This window comes from Cellvibrio sp. (assembly GCF_046347455.1).
In the GTDB taxonomy this organism is placed as follows: domain Bacteria; phylum Pseudomonadota; class Gammaproteobacteria; order Pseudomonadales; family Cellvibrionaceae; genus Cellvibrio.
This window is the reverse complement of the sequence record NZ_JAXMGC010000001.1, coordinates 635,130-651,006: the sequence shown is the minus strand read 5'-3', so window position 1 is coordinate 651,006 and position 15,877 is coordinate 635,130. Positions and strand designations below refer to the sequence as shown.

15 protein-coding genes are annotated in these 15,877 nt (G+C 46.9%); 6 read left to right on the top strand and 9 right to left on the bottom strand.

Features of this window, described 5'->3' with window-relative positions; all coding sequences use genetic code 11:
- Window positions 1-121 precede the first annotated feature (121 nt).
- From prmA to U1F02_RS03000, 6 genes are all read right to left on the bottom strand, one after another.
- Window positions 122-1,006 carry a 50S ribosomal protein L11 methyltransferase gene (gene prmA, locus U1F02_RS03025; RefSeq protein WP_409988866.1) on the bottom strand — a complete coding sequence of 295 codons (885 nt, stop codon included), beginning with the start codon at window positions 1,004-1,006 and terminating at the stop codon, window positions 122-124.
- Between the two features lie 47 nt (window positions 1,007-1,053).
- Window positions 1,054-1,506, bottom strand: coding sequence for an N-acetyltransferase family protein (locus U1F02_RS03020; RefSeq protein ID WP_409988865.1), 453 nt, complete (start codon window positions 1,504-1,506; stop codon window positions 1,054-1,056).
- Window positions 1,507-1,578: 72 nt separating this feature from the next.
- The gene (accC, locus tag U1F02_RS03015) at window positions 1,579-2,934 is read right to left on the bottom strand and encodes an acetyl-CoA carboxylase biotin carboxylase subunit (RefSeq protein WP_409988864.1); all 1,356 of its coding nucleotides are present in this window, start codon (window positions 2,932-2,934) and stop codon (window positions 1,579-1,581) included.
- 31 nt (window positions 2,935-2,965) lie between these two features.
- Complete coding sequence (accB, locus tag U1F02_RS03010; RefSeq protein ID WP_409988863.1) at window positions 2,966-3,436, bottom strand: acetyl-CoA carboxylase biotin carboxyl carrier protein; 471 nt, start codon at window positions 3,434-3,436, stop codon at window positions 2,966-2,968.
- 48 nt (window positions 3,437-3,484) lie between these two features.
- Complete coding sequence (gene aroQ, locus U1F02_RS03005; protein ID WP_409988862.1) at window positions 3,485-3,925, bottom strand: type II 3-dehydroquinate dehydratase; 441 nt, start codon at window positions 3,923-3,925, stop codon at window positions 3,485-3,487.
- Between the two features lie 305 nt (window positions 3,926-4,230).
- Entirely contained in the window at window positions 4,231-6,060 is a 1,830-nt protein-coding gene (locus U1F02_RS03000) for a protein-disulfide reductase DsbD family protein (protein ID WP_409988861.1), read from the bottom strand.
- A gap of 210 nt (window positions 6,061-6,270) precedes the next feature.
- Here U1F02_RS03000 and U1F02_RS02995 point away from each other — a divergent pair, with 210 nt between their 5' ends.
- From U1F02_RS02995 to U1F02_RS02975, 5 genes are all read left to right on the top strand, one after another.
- Window positions 6,271-7,023 carry a hypothetical protein gene (locus tag U1F02_RS02995; protein WP_409988860.1) on the top strand — a complete coding sequence of 251 codons (753 nt, stop codon included), beginning with the start codon at window positions 6,271-6,273 and terminating at the stop codon, window positions 7,021-7,023.
- A gap of 17 nt (window positions 7,024-7,040) precedes the next feature.
- Window positions 7,041-7,472, top strand: coding sequence for a copper chaperone PCu(A)C (locus U1F02_RS02990; protein WP_409988859.1), 432 nt, complete (start codon window positions 7,041-7,043; stop codon window positions 7,470-7,472).
- An 11-nt stretch (window positions 7,473-7,483) separates the two neighbouring features.
- Window positions 7,484-8,584: a DUF2333 family protein gene (locus U1F02_RS02985; RefSeq protein WP_409988858.1), complete on the top strand. Its 1,101-nt coding sequence runs from the start codon at window positions 7,484-7,486 to the stop codon at window positions 8,582-8,584.
- Between the two features lie 9 nt (window positions 8,585-8,593).
- Window positions 8,594-10,966, top strand: a complete 2,373-nt coding sequence (locus tag U1F02_RS02980) for a DNA polymerase II (protein WP_409988857.1) — start codon at window positions 8,594-8,596, stop codon at window positions 10,964-10,966.
- A 274-nt stretch (window positions 10,967-11,240) separates the two neighbouring features.
- The gene (locus U1F02_RS02975) at window positions 11,241-11,642 is read left to right on the top strand and encodes an SMI1/KNR4 family protein (RefSeq protein ID WP_409988856.1); all 402 of its coding nucleotides are present in this window, start codon (window positions 11,241-11,243) and stop codon (window positions 11,640-11,642) included.
- 42 nt (window positions 11,643-11,684) lie between these two features.
- On the opposite strand, the gene U1F02_RS02970 is transcribed toward U1F02_RS02975, so the two are convergent.
- Window positions 11,685-12,518 carry a glutaminyl-peptide cyclotransferase gene (locus tag U1F02_RS02970; protein ID WP_409988855.1) on the bottom strand — a complete coding sequence of 278 codons (834 nt, stop codon included), beginning with the start codon at window positions 12,516-12,518 and terminating at the stop codon, window positions 11,685-11,687.
- A gap of 28 nt (window positions 12,519-12,546) precedes the next feature.
- On the opposite strand from U1F02_RS02970, the gene U1F02_RS02965 reads away from it, so the two are divergent.
- Entirely contained in the window at window positions 12,547-13,167 is a 621-nt protein-coding gene (locus U1F02_RS02965; protein ID WP_409988854.1) for a DUF502 domain-containing protein, read from the top strand.
- A gap of 60 nt (window positions 13,168-13,227) precedes the next feature.
- On the opposite strand, the gene U1F02_RS02960 is transcribed toward U1F02_RS02965, so the two are convergent.
- Together U1F02_RS02960 and mnmC are read right to left on the bottom strand one after the other, a co-directional pair.
- Window positions 13,228-13,671 carry a late competence development ComFB family protein gene (locus U1F02_RS02960; RefSeq protein ID WP_409988853.1) on the bottom strand — a complete coding sequence of 148 codons (444 nt, stop codon included), beginning with the start codon at window positions 13,669-13,671 and terminating at the stop codon, window positions 13,228-13,230.
- 95 nt (window positions 13,672-13,766) lie between these two features.
- The gene (mnmC, locus tag U1F02_RS02955) at window positions 13,767-15,818 is read right to left on the bottom strand and encodes a bifunctional tRNA (5-methylaminomethyl-2-thiouridine)(34)-methyltransferase MnmD/FAD-dependent 5-carboxymethylaminomethyl-2-thiouridine(34) oxidoreductase MnmC (RefSeq protein ID WP_409988852.1); all 2,052 of its coding nucleotides are present in this window, start codon (window positions 15,816-15,818) and stop codon (window positions 13,767-13,769) included.
- Between the last annotated feature and the right edge of the window lie 59 nt (window positions 15,819-15,877).

Below are 15,877 nucleotides of genomic sequence, written 5' to 3'. Positions count from 1 at the left end.
TGTAAACAAATACGGGACTTAAAGCAACTTATTCACCCTAATTCTTCAGTTTCTTAATTTCTAGGTTTTTAGGTTTCTAGCTTTTTGGTTCGGAAGTGTCTTGATTCTGGAGTTCAAACCTTTAGGCGCGAACTTTGGTTCCCGTTATGCGCACCCACTCTTCTTGAGTGGCGATAGGGTCGAAATCAAACCACTGCGCGTAGGCGGCTTTAACGGCATCTGCTTGAATTGCCAAAATGCCCGACAAACAAATTTTACCCCCAACTTTGGTCATGGCGTTAAGTGCGGGCGCAAGTTCGGCCAAGGGGCCGGCGAGAATATTGGCTAGCATCATATCCGATTGGAAGTTCGGGCAATCTTTGGGCAGGAATACGGGCATTGCATCTTCGGGGAGATTATTACGCTTAGCGTTTTCGGTGGTGGCGAGGAGTGCTTGGGGGTCTATATCAACACCAATCACTTTTTTCGCGCCCATCAAGAGTGTGGCTATACCGAGAATACCTGAGCCGCAGCCGTAATCCACAATATCTAAGCCATCGAAATTTTGCTGGTCGATCCACTGCATGCACATAAAGGTGGTGGGGTGTGTGCCCGTGCCGAAAGCGAGGCCGGGGTCTAGCATTAAATTGATTTTGTCCGGCTCAGGCGGTTGTTGCCAGCTCGGGCAAATCCACAGGCGCTCGCCGCAGCGAATGGCGTGGTAGTTGTTCATCCATTCGCGTTCCCAATCTTTATCTTCCAATTGTTCCCATTTGTGATGGGGGATTTGACCGCGCAACTTGTTGGCAATTTTAGTGGTGATTTCTGCGGTATTTACTTCTGCATCATAAAGGCCGGTAACGCGTACTTGATCCCATAGCGGTGTTTCGCCCAATGCTGGCTCAAAAATAGGTTGATCGGCATTGTCCTCAAGTGTGACGGATGCGGCGCCCGTTTTGAGTAAAGCGCTTTCGAGTTTTTTTACCTCGGTGCGGGGAGATGCAATTTTTAATTGAAGCCAGGGCATGGTTAGTTACTCAGAAAAATCTTGTGTAAATAAAAGGTGATTTCGTATTAGACGCTTTTATTGTAAGCATAAAAAATGTCATCTCTCACCCAGTCTAAAGATTCATACAAAGACTGAGCGGTTAAATTCGTTTTGGCAGTCGTTAAATCCATGCGTGCAATTTTATTTGCTTGGGCGTGTTCGTGTGCTTGTTCTAGCAGCATTTTCCCCAAACCTGATTTGCGTACATTGGGCGATACAAATAAGTCATAAAGCACATAAATCGGTGCACCTATAACAGAGCAAAAACTGGGGTAAATCTGGCAGAAGCCTAGCGCTGTTTGCGAATCATCTTCAGCAATAAAAATAATTGATTCGTTGTTGTTTAGTCGCGCGTAAAGAAACTCTTTGGCAAACTCCAAATTTGGTGCTTGTTCGTAGAACTGGCGATAATCATTAAAGAGAGGTGCAACTTTGTCTAGGTCTGCGAGGGTTGCTCTGCGGGTTATAAACTTTTTCATTCTTGCTCCATCAAAATAAAAATACCCCAGTGCAAAAACACTGGGGTATTTCTAATAAACAAAATGTGTTTATTAGTGATCCATACCCAATTTCTTTTCAAGGTAATGGATGTTCACGCCGCCTTTGCGGAATTCTTCATCGCGAACCAGCATTTGTTGTAGCGGAATGTTGGTTTTGATTCCGTCAACAATGGCTTCATCCAACGCCTGACGCATACGATCCAATGCAATCTCGCGCGTATCACCATAGGTAATGATTTTCGCGATCATTGAATCGTAATTCGGCGGAACTGTGTAGCCGTTGTACAAATGCGAATCCACACGAACACCCAAACCGCCAGGAGCGTGGAAACCTTTTACTAAGCCGGGGCAAGGCATAAAGGTTTGTGGATCTTCGGCGTTGATACGGCACTCGAAAGAGTGGCCACGAATCACAACATCAGATTGTTTGATGGAAAGCGGCAAGCCCGAGCAGACGCGGATTTGTTCTTTGATCAAATCAATGCCGGTCACCATTTCAGAAACCGGGTGTTCTACCTGAATACGAGTATTCATTTCGATAAAGTAGAAGCGACCATTTTCGTATAAAAATTCAAAGGTGCCTGCGCCTTTGTACTTAATATCGATACAGGCTTGCACGCAGGCCTTGTAAGTGGCTTCCCGAACATCTTGTGGAATTCCCGGTGCCGGAGCTTCTTCCAACACTTTCTGGTGACGGCGTTGCAAAGAGCAATCGCGGTCGCCCAAATGAATCGCATTACCTTGGCCGTCTGACAAAATTTGCACTTCAACGTGACGTGGGTTTTGCAGGAATTTTTCCATGTAAACCGTGTCGTCACCAAAAGCGGCTTTTGCTTCGCCCATGGTGATTTGAATTGAGCTGATCAAGTTCTCTGCTTCATGCACAACACGCATGCCGCGACCGCCACCACCAGCAGCAGCTTTGATAATGATTGGGTAGCCGATGCGCTCGGCGATTTCCATACATTTTTCGGGCTCTTCGCTTGGGTTTGGCAACGCGCCGTCGGAACCGGGTACGGTTGGAACGCCGGCTTTTTTCATCGCCTTAATCGCTTCAACTTTATCGCCCATCATGCGAATTACATCTGGATCTGGGCCAATAAAGGTGAAGCCGCTTTTTTGCACGCGCTCGGCAAAGTCAGCATTTTCTGCAAGGAAACCGTAGCCGGGGTGAACGGCTTCAGCGTCAGTGATTTCCATGGCGGCGATGATAGAAGGAACGTTCAAATAACTTTTTGGCGATGGATTGGGGCCAATACAAACGGCTTCATCGGCAAGGCGAACGTGTTTTAAGTTGCGGTCTACTACAGAGTGAACAGCAACCGTTTGAATGCCCATTTCTTTACAGGCACGCAAAATGCGGAGTGCAATTTCGCCGCGGTTTGCAATGAGAATTTTTTTAAACATAAACCAAGTCCTCAGCAGTTAGCTGTTATTGTTAGGCAATAATCACTAATGGCTGATCGAATTCAACGGGGCTACCGTCTTGTACCAGAATGGCTTCAATAACGCCGGCTTTGTCAGCTTGGATTTGGTTCATCATTTTCATGGCTTCGATAATACAAATTACGTCGCCAACTTTTACGGATTTTCCTACTTCAATGAAGGGCGCTGAACCGGGGCTTGGCGCGCTGTAGTAGGTGCCCACCATGGGAGACTTAATGCTGTGGCCGCTAATAGCAGCTGGTGCGGCAGCGGCAGCAGGTGCTGGAGCAGCTGCAGTTGCGGCGGCTGGAGCTGGGGCAGCTGCTTGCGCAGGTGCTGGAGCATAGTTGGGTGCAGTTACGTATTGAACGGTGCCGCTGTTGCGGGCAATGCGCACAGACTCTTCGCCTTCTTTGATTTCTAATTCACCGATGTTTGATTCTTCAAGCAATTCGATGAGTTTTTTAATTTTGCGAATATCCATAGGATCCTCTTTGCAACAGTTGTTGATTTTAAAAATAGTAATTAACGATTAATTCTTGAGTAATGAAAAAGCGGCTTGCATCGCCAAGCGGTAGGAGTCAGGGCCAAAACCGCAGATCACGCCTTGGGCGATATCAGAAAAGTAAGAGTGGTGGCGGAAGGCTTCGCGTTTGTGCACGTTGGATAAGTGCACTTCAATAAACGGAATGTTCACCGACAAAATTGCATCGCGCAGGGCAACGCTGGTATGGGTGAAGGCAGCGGGGTTGATCAGAATAAAATCTACGCCTTCTTTGCGCGCATCGTGAATACGGTCGATCAATTCATATTCCGCATTGCTTTGCAGCGTTTGAAAATGATGACCAGCTTCTCCACACATTTGGGCTAACTGCTGGTTTATGGTCTCAAGAGTGGCGGCACCGTAGATGCCGGGTTCACGTAAGCCAAGCATGTTTAGATTGGGGCCGTGAAGAACCAAAATTGTAGCCATAGTGAGTCCTATTGTTGTGAACGGCTGCGATCGGGCGGTTTGACCGCGAAAGGTCGTCACAAGTTTCATCGGATATCAAAAAAGTGGCGGGAGTTTGCCGCAATTTGTTACTTATGTCCACGATGAGGGTGAAATTAATTTAAATTGCTGAAAATCGCTGCAAGTTTGCAGAAATTGTTACGGAAGGTGATGTTGAAGGCGGTCAGAACAGGAATTTTAGTGACTTGTTACCGCATCTTTTACGCTTTTTAGAGGCAAGATGCGGCAACTTCGCTTAATTGGTGCCTAAATGCAGTAAATTTCGGCTATTTGGGTTCTTTGAGTGCGTTTATGACAATGGATGGGGTTAGGAGTTGTGGCAAAACGACGCCTTTGCTGTTTTGACCGGCAGGGAACCATATATACAAAGGAACGCCAATTCGACCATATTCTTGCAGTAACTGCTTAATATCTTCGTCTGAATTCGTCCAATCTGCTATCAAGGTTGTTACTTTTAGCTCGTCGAAGACAGCTTCTACTTCCGGATGTGTCAGGGTTGTGCGCTCGTTGACCTTACAGGTAATACACCAATCTGCGGTTACATCGATAAAAACGGGTTTACCCTGCGCACGCAAATCCGCCAAAACGGCTGGAGTATAAGGCGTCCAGCGCTTGCTGCTTTCTTGTGTTTTCATTGCTTGATAAGGGATGTATATCGCCAAAAGCAGTGCAACGAGGCCAATCGCTTTATAGATTTTGCTCGCCAGACCTACAGCGGGGCGACGGTAAATCCAAAAGGCAAAGGCGATGGATACAGCACCGAGGCAAGCCGCGAGCATCATTCCCGAACCGGCTTGATTAGTGAGCACCCACAGCAGCCAGATGGCGCTGATATAAAGGGGGAAGGCAAGGAACTCTTTGAGTGTTTCCATCCACATACCGGGTTTTGGTAGGCGCTCCGCCAGTTGCGGCAAGAAGCACAGCAGTAACAGCGGCGCGGCCATGCCCAAGCCAAGTGCCGTGAAGACGGCGAGACAAATATAAGCAGGCTGGGTCAACGCGAAGCCTAGGGCTGCGCCCATAAAAGGAGCTGTACAGGGGCTGGCAACAACAGCAGCTAAAACGCCAGTGAAAAACGAACCCTGCAAGCCCGATTTTTCCGTTAGATGTTGGCCGACTCCCATGAGCGATCCACCAAGTTGGATGTACCCACTCATGGCCAAACCCATCACAAAGAACAGGTAAGCTAGCGCCGTAATCAGCCCAGGTGACTGCAGTTGGAAGCCCCAGCCAACCGCTTGTCCACCTGCTTTGGCGGCCAATAACAGGCCAGAGAATCCTAAAAACGAAGCAACAATTCCAAGAGTGTACATAAGCCCGTGCAGCTTGATGGTTTGCTCATGGCTTTGTACAAGGCTAAGCACTTTGATGGAGAGCACGGGAAACACGCAAGGCATAAGGTTCAAGATAACGCCGCCGAGGAACGCAAAAAGCAAGGCTTGCCATACCCAAAGTTCGTCTTTCGGTTGCTCTGAAACGGGTGCTGCTTGTTGAGCGGGTTCTGCGGCTGATTGGGCATTTGTCGCAGGCTTGTTCGCGGCCTTTTCTATTTGATTTTGAGTGGGATCGACATGAAGCGTTTCTGAATAGGGGGGGTAACACAATCCCGCTTCCGCGCAGCCTTGCGAGGTGACTTTTAGATCAAAAGCGGGTGTTGAGCTGGGGAGAACAAAGTCTGCTGTCACCTCATGGTAGTGAAGTGTCATATCTTTGCCTGCAAATTCGTCGAATTTGGGTTTTCCTTTCGGACTAAAGCTTGGAGTGAGCGTCACCTCAGGCGTGGCTTTGAATTTGAAGCGCTCTTCGTAAAGGTAATACTTGTCAGCGATGGTCCATGTAAGGCTGAGTTTCTTGCTGTTGGCATCTACATCCTTTATGTCTGCCGCAAATTTATAGGCTTCGGTAACCGGTAAAAACTCATCGTGAGTGGTGAAGCCTGCCGTTGTCGTAGAAGCGCCGGTATCGCCCGCCGCTTTAAATCCTTCAGCAGAGGTAAAGGATGCTGGCAAGAGAATTGAGCACAGAATTGCGCAGGCGAAGTGCTTAATTCGCATCTGTAACAAATTAAATTCGGGCAAGCGGAAAGAACTTGGCATAATGAGCGCCTTACTGCAAAAGTGAGCTGACAAACCAGCCGATTGAACGAAGTGGCGTAAAGTGCTGCAAGTGTAGTCGAGTCGGGAGTCCAGCCGCTAGTCGTCTTGTTGGAATGGGATTTGGTGAGGCTTTTGCGCGCGCCCTATGTCACAGCTTCCATCACTGTTTTGCATCATCAAATTATGTTTTGTTTAGTAGAGAAGGTAGTCATGTTCAGCCTGTTAAGTATTTCCAGTATAAAAGCGTCCAAAAGTTTCAATGTGATTGGCATTATTGGGTTGGCAGCAACATTAAGTGCTTGCCAATCAACTCCGAAGCAGGAAGAGCCTGCGCCTGTAGCTCAAAGTGTACAAGCTCCGGTTGAATTGACTGCGCAGCAAAAGGTAATCAATTCTCTTCTTTCTGAAGCTGATTACTGTTTGTCACAAAACAAATTACTTAACCCCATCTCGGATAACGCGCACGATCGTTATCGCTCAGTGCTGTTGATGGACCCCGAAAATGAGCGTGCAAAAACGGGATTGCAGACTATCTCCCTGCGTTTGGTAGACCTTGCCCGTAATGCTGCCAAGCGCGGTAACCTGACCGAAGCGCAAACCATGATCAGATACGCACGTGGAGTTGATAACAATCCTGTCGTACAAGATGCAGCTGAAACATTGCGTAAACAAATTGCTAGCGGCGGCGCTCCGGTGGAAAGAGCTTACACACCAAGCGAAGGCGAAGTTGTACTAGATGCGAAATTATTACAAGCGAAAGATCCACAACTCACTGCACAATTGGTTGGTGTTGCTCAAAAAGCAAAACAGACTGATCAGTTTGTATTGATTACTGCCCGCACCGACGCCGATGGCCGTTATATCTACCAATTATTGCGCAATGCGGTTCCGGGTTACTTGGTGCGCGGTGATATTAAAATCGGCGCGCCTGCGCGCGTTAAATTGGTTAAATCCCTCGACTGATAACAACAAGGTGCGCCATGGGAAACTTAATTAAAAATATTGCGTTGCTTCTTACTTTTTTTATCGGTACAAGTAGTGCATTCGCAGCTACCACCTCTGTGTCTGATTTTAGTGTAAGTAATGCATTTTTTTACGTGCCTTTAGGTACGAGCAAAACCACCATGGCGTTTTTTACCATCACCAATAATACAAATAGTGACGTTCGTATTACTGGTGTGAAATCTAGTTCGGCCAACCAAATAGTTGTCATGCCTGAGCCAGTCTTACTGGTTCCAGCTCACCAATCTGTTGCGTTGAAATCCAGTGGGCGTTATCTCCAAATTAATGGTCTCAAAGGCAAGCTAAGTACCGGCGACGAGCTACACTTAATAGTAAGTCTCAGTAACGGGCGCAGTATTGACGTTATCGCTCTCGCGAAAAGTGCTTACGACCAAATGCATGGCCATTAAAGGTTGGCATCATGAGCCTATTAAAGTCTTTGGGTGTTAAAGCATTATGGGTGCGCGGAATGCGCCGAGCCCGCGATGAATATGAAGACGCCCAGAGTGATATAGAACATGCCCGCCCGTTTTATCGTTGGGCGATCTATGCGGTTCTGCTTTATTTTTTATGTGCGCTATGTGTTGGTATTTATTGGAGTACCGCGCCCGCACCAGTGAATGTTCAGGCAGAAATTCAACGTCAAATCAATTACTCAAAAACCACCGCGAGCACACCTTTGGTCAAGGGTGTTGCCACAACATCTGCATTGATTGCCATTGCTGAAACCCTGATAGATAAAAATGGCGGCTATATTTCAAACGATGTATTTCCTCCGGGAATTTGGCTAGACAACATGCCCCATTGGGAGCTGGGTGTTGTTATGCAATTGCGTGATACGACCCAAATTTTGCGTAGCTCACTCAGCCAATCTAATTTAAATCACGATTTGGATCTGGATTTGCAAAAGGCGGAAGTGCGGTTTAATTTTTCAAATAACTCTTGGGGCTTTCCCGCTACCGAATCGCAATACCGATCTGGCATTGAGCATCTGCAGGCATACAATTTCCGTTTGTTAAAATCTGGTCTGGGTAATGCGCAGTTTCACGCGGATGCCGAACACTTAAACGATTATTTGGCTGGTGTTGAGCAACGCTTAAAAGTATTGTCTCAGCGACTAACTGCCAGTGTAGGGCCTACAACCAACTCTTCGTTGGTAGAGGTAGATTCGAGGGAAACAAAAAAAATTGTGAGTTCCCTCTACACAAAAACACCTTGGTACAAAGTGGATGATGTTTTTTATGAAGCACGCGGATCCTCTTGGGCGCTTATTGCATTGCTGCAAGCAGTTGAGATTGATTTTGCAGATGCCTTGCAAAACAAAAACGCGCGGGCGAGTTACGAGCAAATTATTCGCGAATTAAATCCAACACAAGAATCGGTATTTAGCCCGGTTATTTTAAATGGCGACGGTTTTGGTTTGGTTGCCAATCATTCGCTCACCATGGCCTCCTATTTGGCACGCGCACAAACAGCCATCTCCGATTGTCGCCGCCAGCTTTTAGTTCCTACATCCCGGTAAGTCCCGCTTATGCTTAATGCTTTTTTATTGACTCGCCAATGGCGCGATACTCGCGAGGGTATAGTGCTGGATTTTTGGTGGGCAACTGAGCAGGGTCCGCTGTGGACGCAAGTAGGCGCTCAAGAAGTTGTGTTGTTTGTGCTGCGTGAAGATGCGCAAAAAATTCACAAAGCTCTGGCAGGTTTACGCAAATGGCGAATGGCAGACGTTGAGTTAAAAACCTTTTTGAATTTGCCGGTTAGCGCCTTGTATTTTTCCAGCCAGCGTACCGCGCGCGAGGCAGTGGAATTGCTTAAACGAGAGTTTATCGGTCACTGGGAGGCCGATATCCGCCCCCATGAACGATACTTGATGGAGCGATTTATTACGGCATGCGCAAATATTGATTTACCGCAGATACCAAATGCATTAACGCCTGTTCTGAATCCACGCTTGAGCCCAAGCGATACACGTGTCCCGCTAAAAATGGTTTCGCTGGATATTGAAACCTCCATGGACGCAAAAAATTTATTTTCCATCGCGGTGTGGGCAGAGCATGATCGAAAAGTGTTTATGATTGGTGAGGGCGAATACTCTCAGTCTTCATCTTCGTCTAATTCCGTATTTTTTTATCCGACACAGCGCGAATGTTTGCAAGCTTTTCTGAATTGGCTGCACACCTACGATCCCGATATTTTAATTGGCTGGAGCGTTGTTCAGTTTGACTTGTGGGTTTTGGAAACCTTGTGCCAAAACGAAAACATAGCATTTGAGTTGGGGCGAGCAAAACAAACGGTGCATTGGCGGCAAGACGAAAGCGATGGCCGACGTTACGCGGTCATCCCGGGTCGTGTTGCGCTGGACGGGATTGAATTATTAAAGGCAGCTAACTATCGCTTTGAAAGCTATTCATTGCAGTTCGTGTCTGAGCAGTTGCTGGATAAAGGAAAGCTCCTTCAGGGTTCCGGCCGTGGTCACGATATAGCACGATTATTTACAGAAGATAAACTCGCCTTGGCTGACTACAACCTTCGTGATTGCGAGTTGGTGTGGGATATTTTTGCGCAGAAAAAACTGCTGCACTTCGCAGTCGAGCGAAGCCAATTAACGGGACTGCTGCTCGATAGAATTGGCGGCTCTGTCGCTGCGTTTGAGTATTTATATTTGCCTCGCTTGCATCGCAAGGGTTATGTGGCGCCGAATTTGGGTGAACTTGAATCAGACGTGACTAGCCCCGGTGGTTACGTGATGAATTCAAGGCCCGGAATTTATGACAACATTCTCGTGCTGGATTTCAAAAGCCTTTATCCAAGTATTATTCGCACCTTTTTAATTGATCCATGCGCGTTTTGGATTGCCGAGCATGAGCGTCTGGCAGATGAACAAGTGTTAGACGGTTTTAACGGAGCTCGTTTTGCTCGCGAAGGGCACATACTGCCGCAAATCATTGAACACCTTTGGTCGGCACGCGACATTGCAAAACGGGAAAAAAATGCTCCGCTTTCCCATGCCATTAAGATTATTATGAATTCTTTTTATGGAGTGTTGGGCTCCACAGGTTGTCGATTTTTTGATCCGCGAGTGTGTAGTTCAATTACCTTGCGAGGGCACGAAATCATTCAGCGCAGCCGTGATTGGATTGAGCAACAAGGCTACTCCGTTATTTACGGCGACACAGATTCGCTGTTTGTATGGTTAGAAAATAATTGCGTTGGCAAGCCACCTAAAAATAAAGAGCAATGCCAAAAAATTGGTGGCCGTTTAGCAAGAGAGCTCAACGAATGGTGGAAGAAAACCTTAAACACCGAGTACAACATCAAAAGTCACTTGGAAATTCAATTTGAAACTCTCTACCTTCGTTTCTTAATGCCTACCATTCGAGGCAGTGATTTGGGAACCAAAAAGCGTTACGCAGGAGTAGTGGAAAATGATGGACAGACAGAAGTTGTATTTAAAGGTTTGGAAAATGTTCGCACCGATTGGACTCGGCTCGCCAAAAATTTTCAGGAGCAACTTTACTCCAAGGTTTTTGCGGGAGAGGATTATCTCGACTTTCTGCGCGAAACGGTTGCCGATGTACTTGCTGGCAAACGCAATGAAGATTTAGTGTATAACAAGCGTTTGCGTCGCCATTTGCATGAATACGAAAAGAATGTTCCGCCTCAGGTTCAAGCTGCGCGCAAATATGTTCAGCTAACGGGTAAGCCAATAAAACGCGGCGATTGGATTGCCTACGTCATCACCACCAATGGTGCTGAACCTGTAGCCGCTCAGCAAAGCCCGCTGGATTACCAGCATTATGTGGATAAACAACTTATGCCGGTAGCCGATAGCATTTTGCATTTTATGGAACAAAATATGACTGAGCTGGTGGACACGCAAATGTCATTGTTTGTCGATTGAGATTAAACGGGAATTTTTTATGAAACTCAAAATTGTGTTTTTTTTAGTGATATTTCTTAGTTCTTGTGTTGGTCAACCACTTAATGAATCAGCGCGGAATACTATGAAGCTTAAATGCCAAGGCTTGCCAATACCGCAGCGTAACGAGTGTTTGGCCGATATTCCACCGGAATACAATAAATACCAAGAAGATCGATAAAGGTTACTGAACGAACGAGCTAGACCCAAATAAGATTGCTTTGAATAAATGCTGCTAAAAAATAGAGTAAATGAAATGGAAGAAATACTAGAACTACTGCGCGACCACAATGTCACTGTTCCCGTGCCTCTGGATTTGCCCGACGAAGATCAATTGGTAATGATTGAAGAGGAGTTGTTGTTGCCAATTCCTCGCGATGTACGAACGTTTTTGTTGGAGGCAAGTGACGTGATTTACGGTTCACTTGAGCCTGTGACAGCTGCAGATCCAAATTCGCACACTTACTTGCCGGAAGTGACCGCAGTAGCTTGGTCAGAAGGTGTGCCGCGTTATTTGTTGCCCATTTGTGAAGACAAAGGTGCTTATTACTGCGCTGATCCTGATGGCGAAATTGTGTTGTGGAAGGATGGCGATTTAACCGATGAAACCTGGCCTTCAATTTGGCAATGGGTTCGCGATGTTTGGTTGGAATCGTGAGTGAATGCGGGTTAGCTTTATTGGGCTAGCCCGCGTTGATAATCAGTGTGTCATTTTTATCAAAAACATTTTGGGCCATTGTTTACCGGTGATCCAGAATGCCTTTTTTTCAGCATCGTAAGCAATTCCATTTAAGACACTTTCTTCATCCTTAACTTTGAGGTTCTTGGCTAGGTCTGACATATCCAGTGCGCCGACCACATCGCCAGTCGTGGGGTTAATCTTAATGATTCGGTTGTCATGCCAAATGTTTGCCCAAATAAAACCCTCGGCGTATTCCAATTCATTTAGATTCAAAATGGCTTCTTGTTTATATTTTACTGAAATGGTTTTTTCAACGGCAAAGGTATCAGGGTTGTGGAAAAATAATGTCTGGCTTCCATCGCTGCGAATAATATATTTTCCATCGGTCGCCAAGCCCCAGCCTTGTCCGGTGTAGTTGAATGTTTTCACGAACGAAAAATCTGCAGCCTTGTAAACAAATGCGGTGCCTTCTTGCCAAGTAACTAAGTAGAGTTTGTCGTTGAGCAGGGTTAAGCCTTCTGCAAAGAATCGGTCGGGCAATTTTTGTTTTTGGCTAAAGGGCGCAGTCATTTTTTCCCAAGCGCTGGCAGGTTCGGCGAGTGGATAGGAAACTATATTGGATTTTGAGTAGAGCCCACTGCTCTCGAAAAAGCTGCCATCTTTGAATAAAAAGCCTTGCGTAAATAGATTGGTTTTGTGGGAGCGCTCGGCAATTATGCTGTAAGGAATTTGTGTTGCCTTTGCGAGCGAGTCGGCTTGTGCTGCGGAGAAGTTCGCAATCAATGTCAGGCTAAGGCAAAATAGGCGAATAATATCTTTCATAGTTTCAAGCTTTCCGAGCGAATCACTCATTTATTTATTCAATTTTAGGGCGAGTATCATGAAGCGTTTGCGGTCATTTGTCAGTATCACTTTGCTTGGCGGGTTTATGGTGGTTTTGCCCGGAGCTATTCTGGTTTTGTTTGCTGAATGGCTGTTTGGTGTGATTAGCCGATTGGTGCAACCCTTTAATGAATGGGTGGCGAGTTGGACGCCCCTTACGAGCTATATGGCGGATTTTACGGGAGTTGCCGTTTTGCTTGTGGGCTGTTTCTTAATCGGCCTTTTGGTAAAAACAAACATTGGCCAGTGGCTTCACGATTTGATTGACGATTTTCTGGGCAAAGTTTTGCCCGGTTACCAAACTATTAATAAGCTTGTGTCTCAATTACTAGGCGGCGAGGGCAATACATCCTTGTTAAAAGGTGAAGCCTGCCGCGCTTACATCATGGGGCCTAATGTACCTACGTCCGTAACCGGCATTGTCACAGCCAAGCATGCGAACGGTGATTTTACGGTTTACGTTCCGACAGCGCCGTTTTTAACCTCGGGGATGGTTTATCATTTGGGGGCAGACAGTGTTGTGTTGTTGCCGCATATCTCGGTGGAAGCAGTAATGCGTACTATCATTGCTTGCGGCAGTGGGTCACAAGTGTTGATACAACCCCCACCGGAAGAATAATGAGTGAATTAAAAAGGCCGCACTTGCAAAACAAGGCGGCCTTTTTTATTGGGTTGATGTTTACTTTTTTGCGGGTGATTTTGGTTTTGCCGATTTCTTTGGGGTTGTATCGTCGGACGTTATTTTTGCATCAGATTTAGCTGGCTTGCTGGCGCGTGTGCCTGAAAGCGACACGTTTACCGAAGGCAGTGCAGGATCTTCACCGCGCTCGCGGCTTTCCACATAGTTAATGGCATCTTTCACCGCGTTAACCACTTTGTTGTGTATTTCCTGAATGTCCTGCGGGGACATGAAGAAAGTCATATCCACGTCGTGACGAATGTAGCGAGGCGGCATTCTATTGAGCGCTACGCAGGCAACATCGGCCAAAAAATCTCTATCGCCTTCCTCCGCGCGTTTGCTTTGCGCAAAAATCTCTTCGAGTACAAGTCGCTCGTAATAATTGTGGATAAAGTCAATTTCGTCGTAAGCAACAAGATTGTAATTGCGGGAATTGGTCAGCATGGCGTAGTTCTCTTATTAAACTTGGGCAGATTTCAAAAGAGTATAGACCGGGTTTTGGCTTGTGGTGTGTTTTGCTGGTGCAAGGGGCAAATGGCTTAACGCTTGTTGCGGGTTAAATCTCTTATCACAAAGCGCGCCGGATGTAGGGCATTCACCAGTTCGCGGGGAAGGGGTGCTGGTTCCTCACAAATATGCGATGCCAGCAATTCCGCGCATAGTGGTGTGTAAGCCAAGCCGCGGGCGCCGTGGCCTAGATTAATATATAGCCCCGGCCAATAACTCCCTCCGCAGGTGACGCCAGCTCTGGCGTTTTTTCGCAAGGGCGCAAAATCAGCCACCATTTTATCCACGATAGGTAGAGGCCCCACCGCTGGCAGGTAATCCGGCAAAGAACACCTAAAAGCAACGCGGCCTTGCAACTCGTTTGCATCTACCTTTGCGTCAAACGCAGGCAAGTGCTCATGCAAGTTGTCTAGATTGGTTTGATGGTCGGAAACGCGCAGCGCCGTTTCATCATCTTTAAGATTGAATGTCGCGCCCGTACAAAAAATGCCTTGCTGCGCGGGACTAATGTAGCCCTCCGCGCATACAACCGTGTTCAATGACGCACCTGTGCTATTCGCTGGAACATAAGTGACTTGGCCGCGAATTTTTTTGAGGGGGAGATGATCAGACAAAGAAAAATTTGCAGCGTCTTTTGCGTTGGCAATAACCACAGCTGGCGCATTCAATGGTTCACCCGTTGGTGATGATAAAGTCCAGCCGTGTTCAGTTCGCGTGATGGAATCAACCGCAAAATCGTAAGTCACGTCGATGTTGGGATGATCAACCAAATGAGCGCACAAACGACGCGGATCTATCCAGCCCGCTTTCGGGAAAAAGATGCCACTCTGAGTGAGCGCAATACCAGCGATCTTACTTGCTTCATCTTGATCAACGAAGCGAACCAACTCTTCCGCTTGTGCAAATTTTTCGCGCAGTAGCATCTGCAAATCTACTTCTGATGGTTTGTGCGCGAGCTGTAAAACGCCGCAGTCATCTCCAATTTCACTCCACAGAGGCCGATAAAAATTCAAGGCGTATTGCAAGCTCGCTAAATTAAACGCAGCTTGCACTTCTTCCATCGGCGACAGCTTGGCGTAAAGCACACCTTGTGGATTGCCAGAACCTTCCTGCGCAAGCGCGCTATGTTTCTCAAGAATATTAACCTTCCAGCCGCGTTCTGCGAGCGCGCGCGCCGTATGGCAACCCGCTAAACCGCCACCGATAATAAGCACGTGTTTTTCGTTGACGCGTAGTTTTTGCGTGTCGATGGTCCACGGAACGGGGTAAGGAGAAAAGCTTCCGCGGTAGGTAAAATCGGCGGGGTCGAGCGGTAAAAATTCTTCGGTAAATTCAGCTTTGACCATTTCGCGTTTGCGGCCAAAACCGGCAACCTTTTGTATTGCAAAACCGGCCGATTTTAATCCGTTTTTTACAATGGCTGCCGCGCTAAAAGTTGCGGCTGTTGTGCCCGGTTTACTTAGGTTTCGTACGCAAGAAAATAAGTCGGTACTCCACATTTGCGGATTTTTTGACGGCGCAAAGCCATCTAAAAACCAAGCATCTACTTTTATACCTGTTGCACAATAAAGCGGGTGTGTTGTGGCAAGTAATTTTGCAAAACCTTGCGCCGCGTCATCAATAATGAGCGTTAATTTTATGCGACCGTTATTGAAATTGAGTCGATGAAAACCCGTACTCACAAACACCGGGTAGGCGGCAATGAGTTCATCGGCGATATGTTTAAGCTCTTGCCATAGGGCAAGCGCGCGCTGTAAGTCATCTTTACGCAGCGGAAATTTTTCCACGCTAATGAAATGCAATTGCGCAGTGGCGGGCGCAACTTTAATCCATAAATCCCACGCAGCTAAAAAATTCAAGCCCGAACCGAAGCCGGTTTCGGCGATCGTAAAGCTTTCGTTTTGTGTTAATGCGGCCCAGCGCTCGGATAAATGGTTGTGCTTTAGAAATACGTGACGTGTTTCTTCCAGTCCGTTGGCTTTAGAGAAATAAATATCGCCGAATGTGCTCGACAGGGGTTGGCCTTCTGCATCCCATTCCAAGGTTGCAAGCTCAAGACTGGGGTTAGATGGGGATAATTTCATTAGCAGGCAGGTACACTATTAAAGGAACCGCGATTTTGCCACAAATCATTCACGAGTGG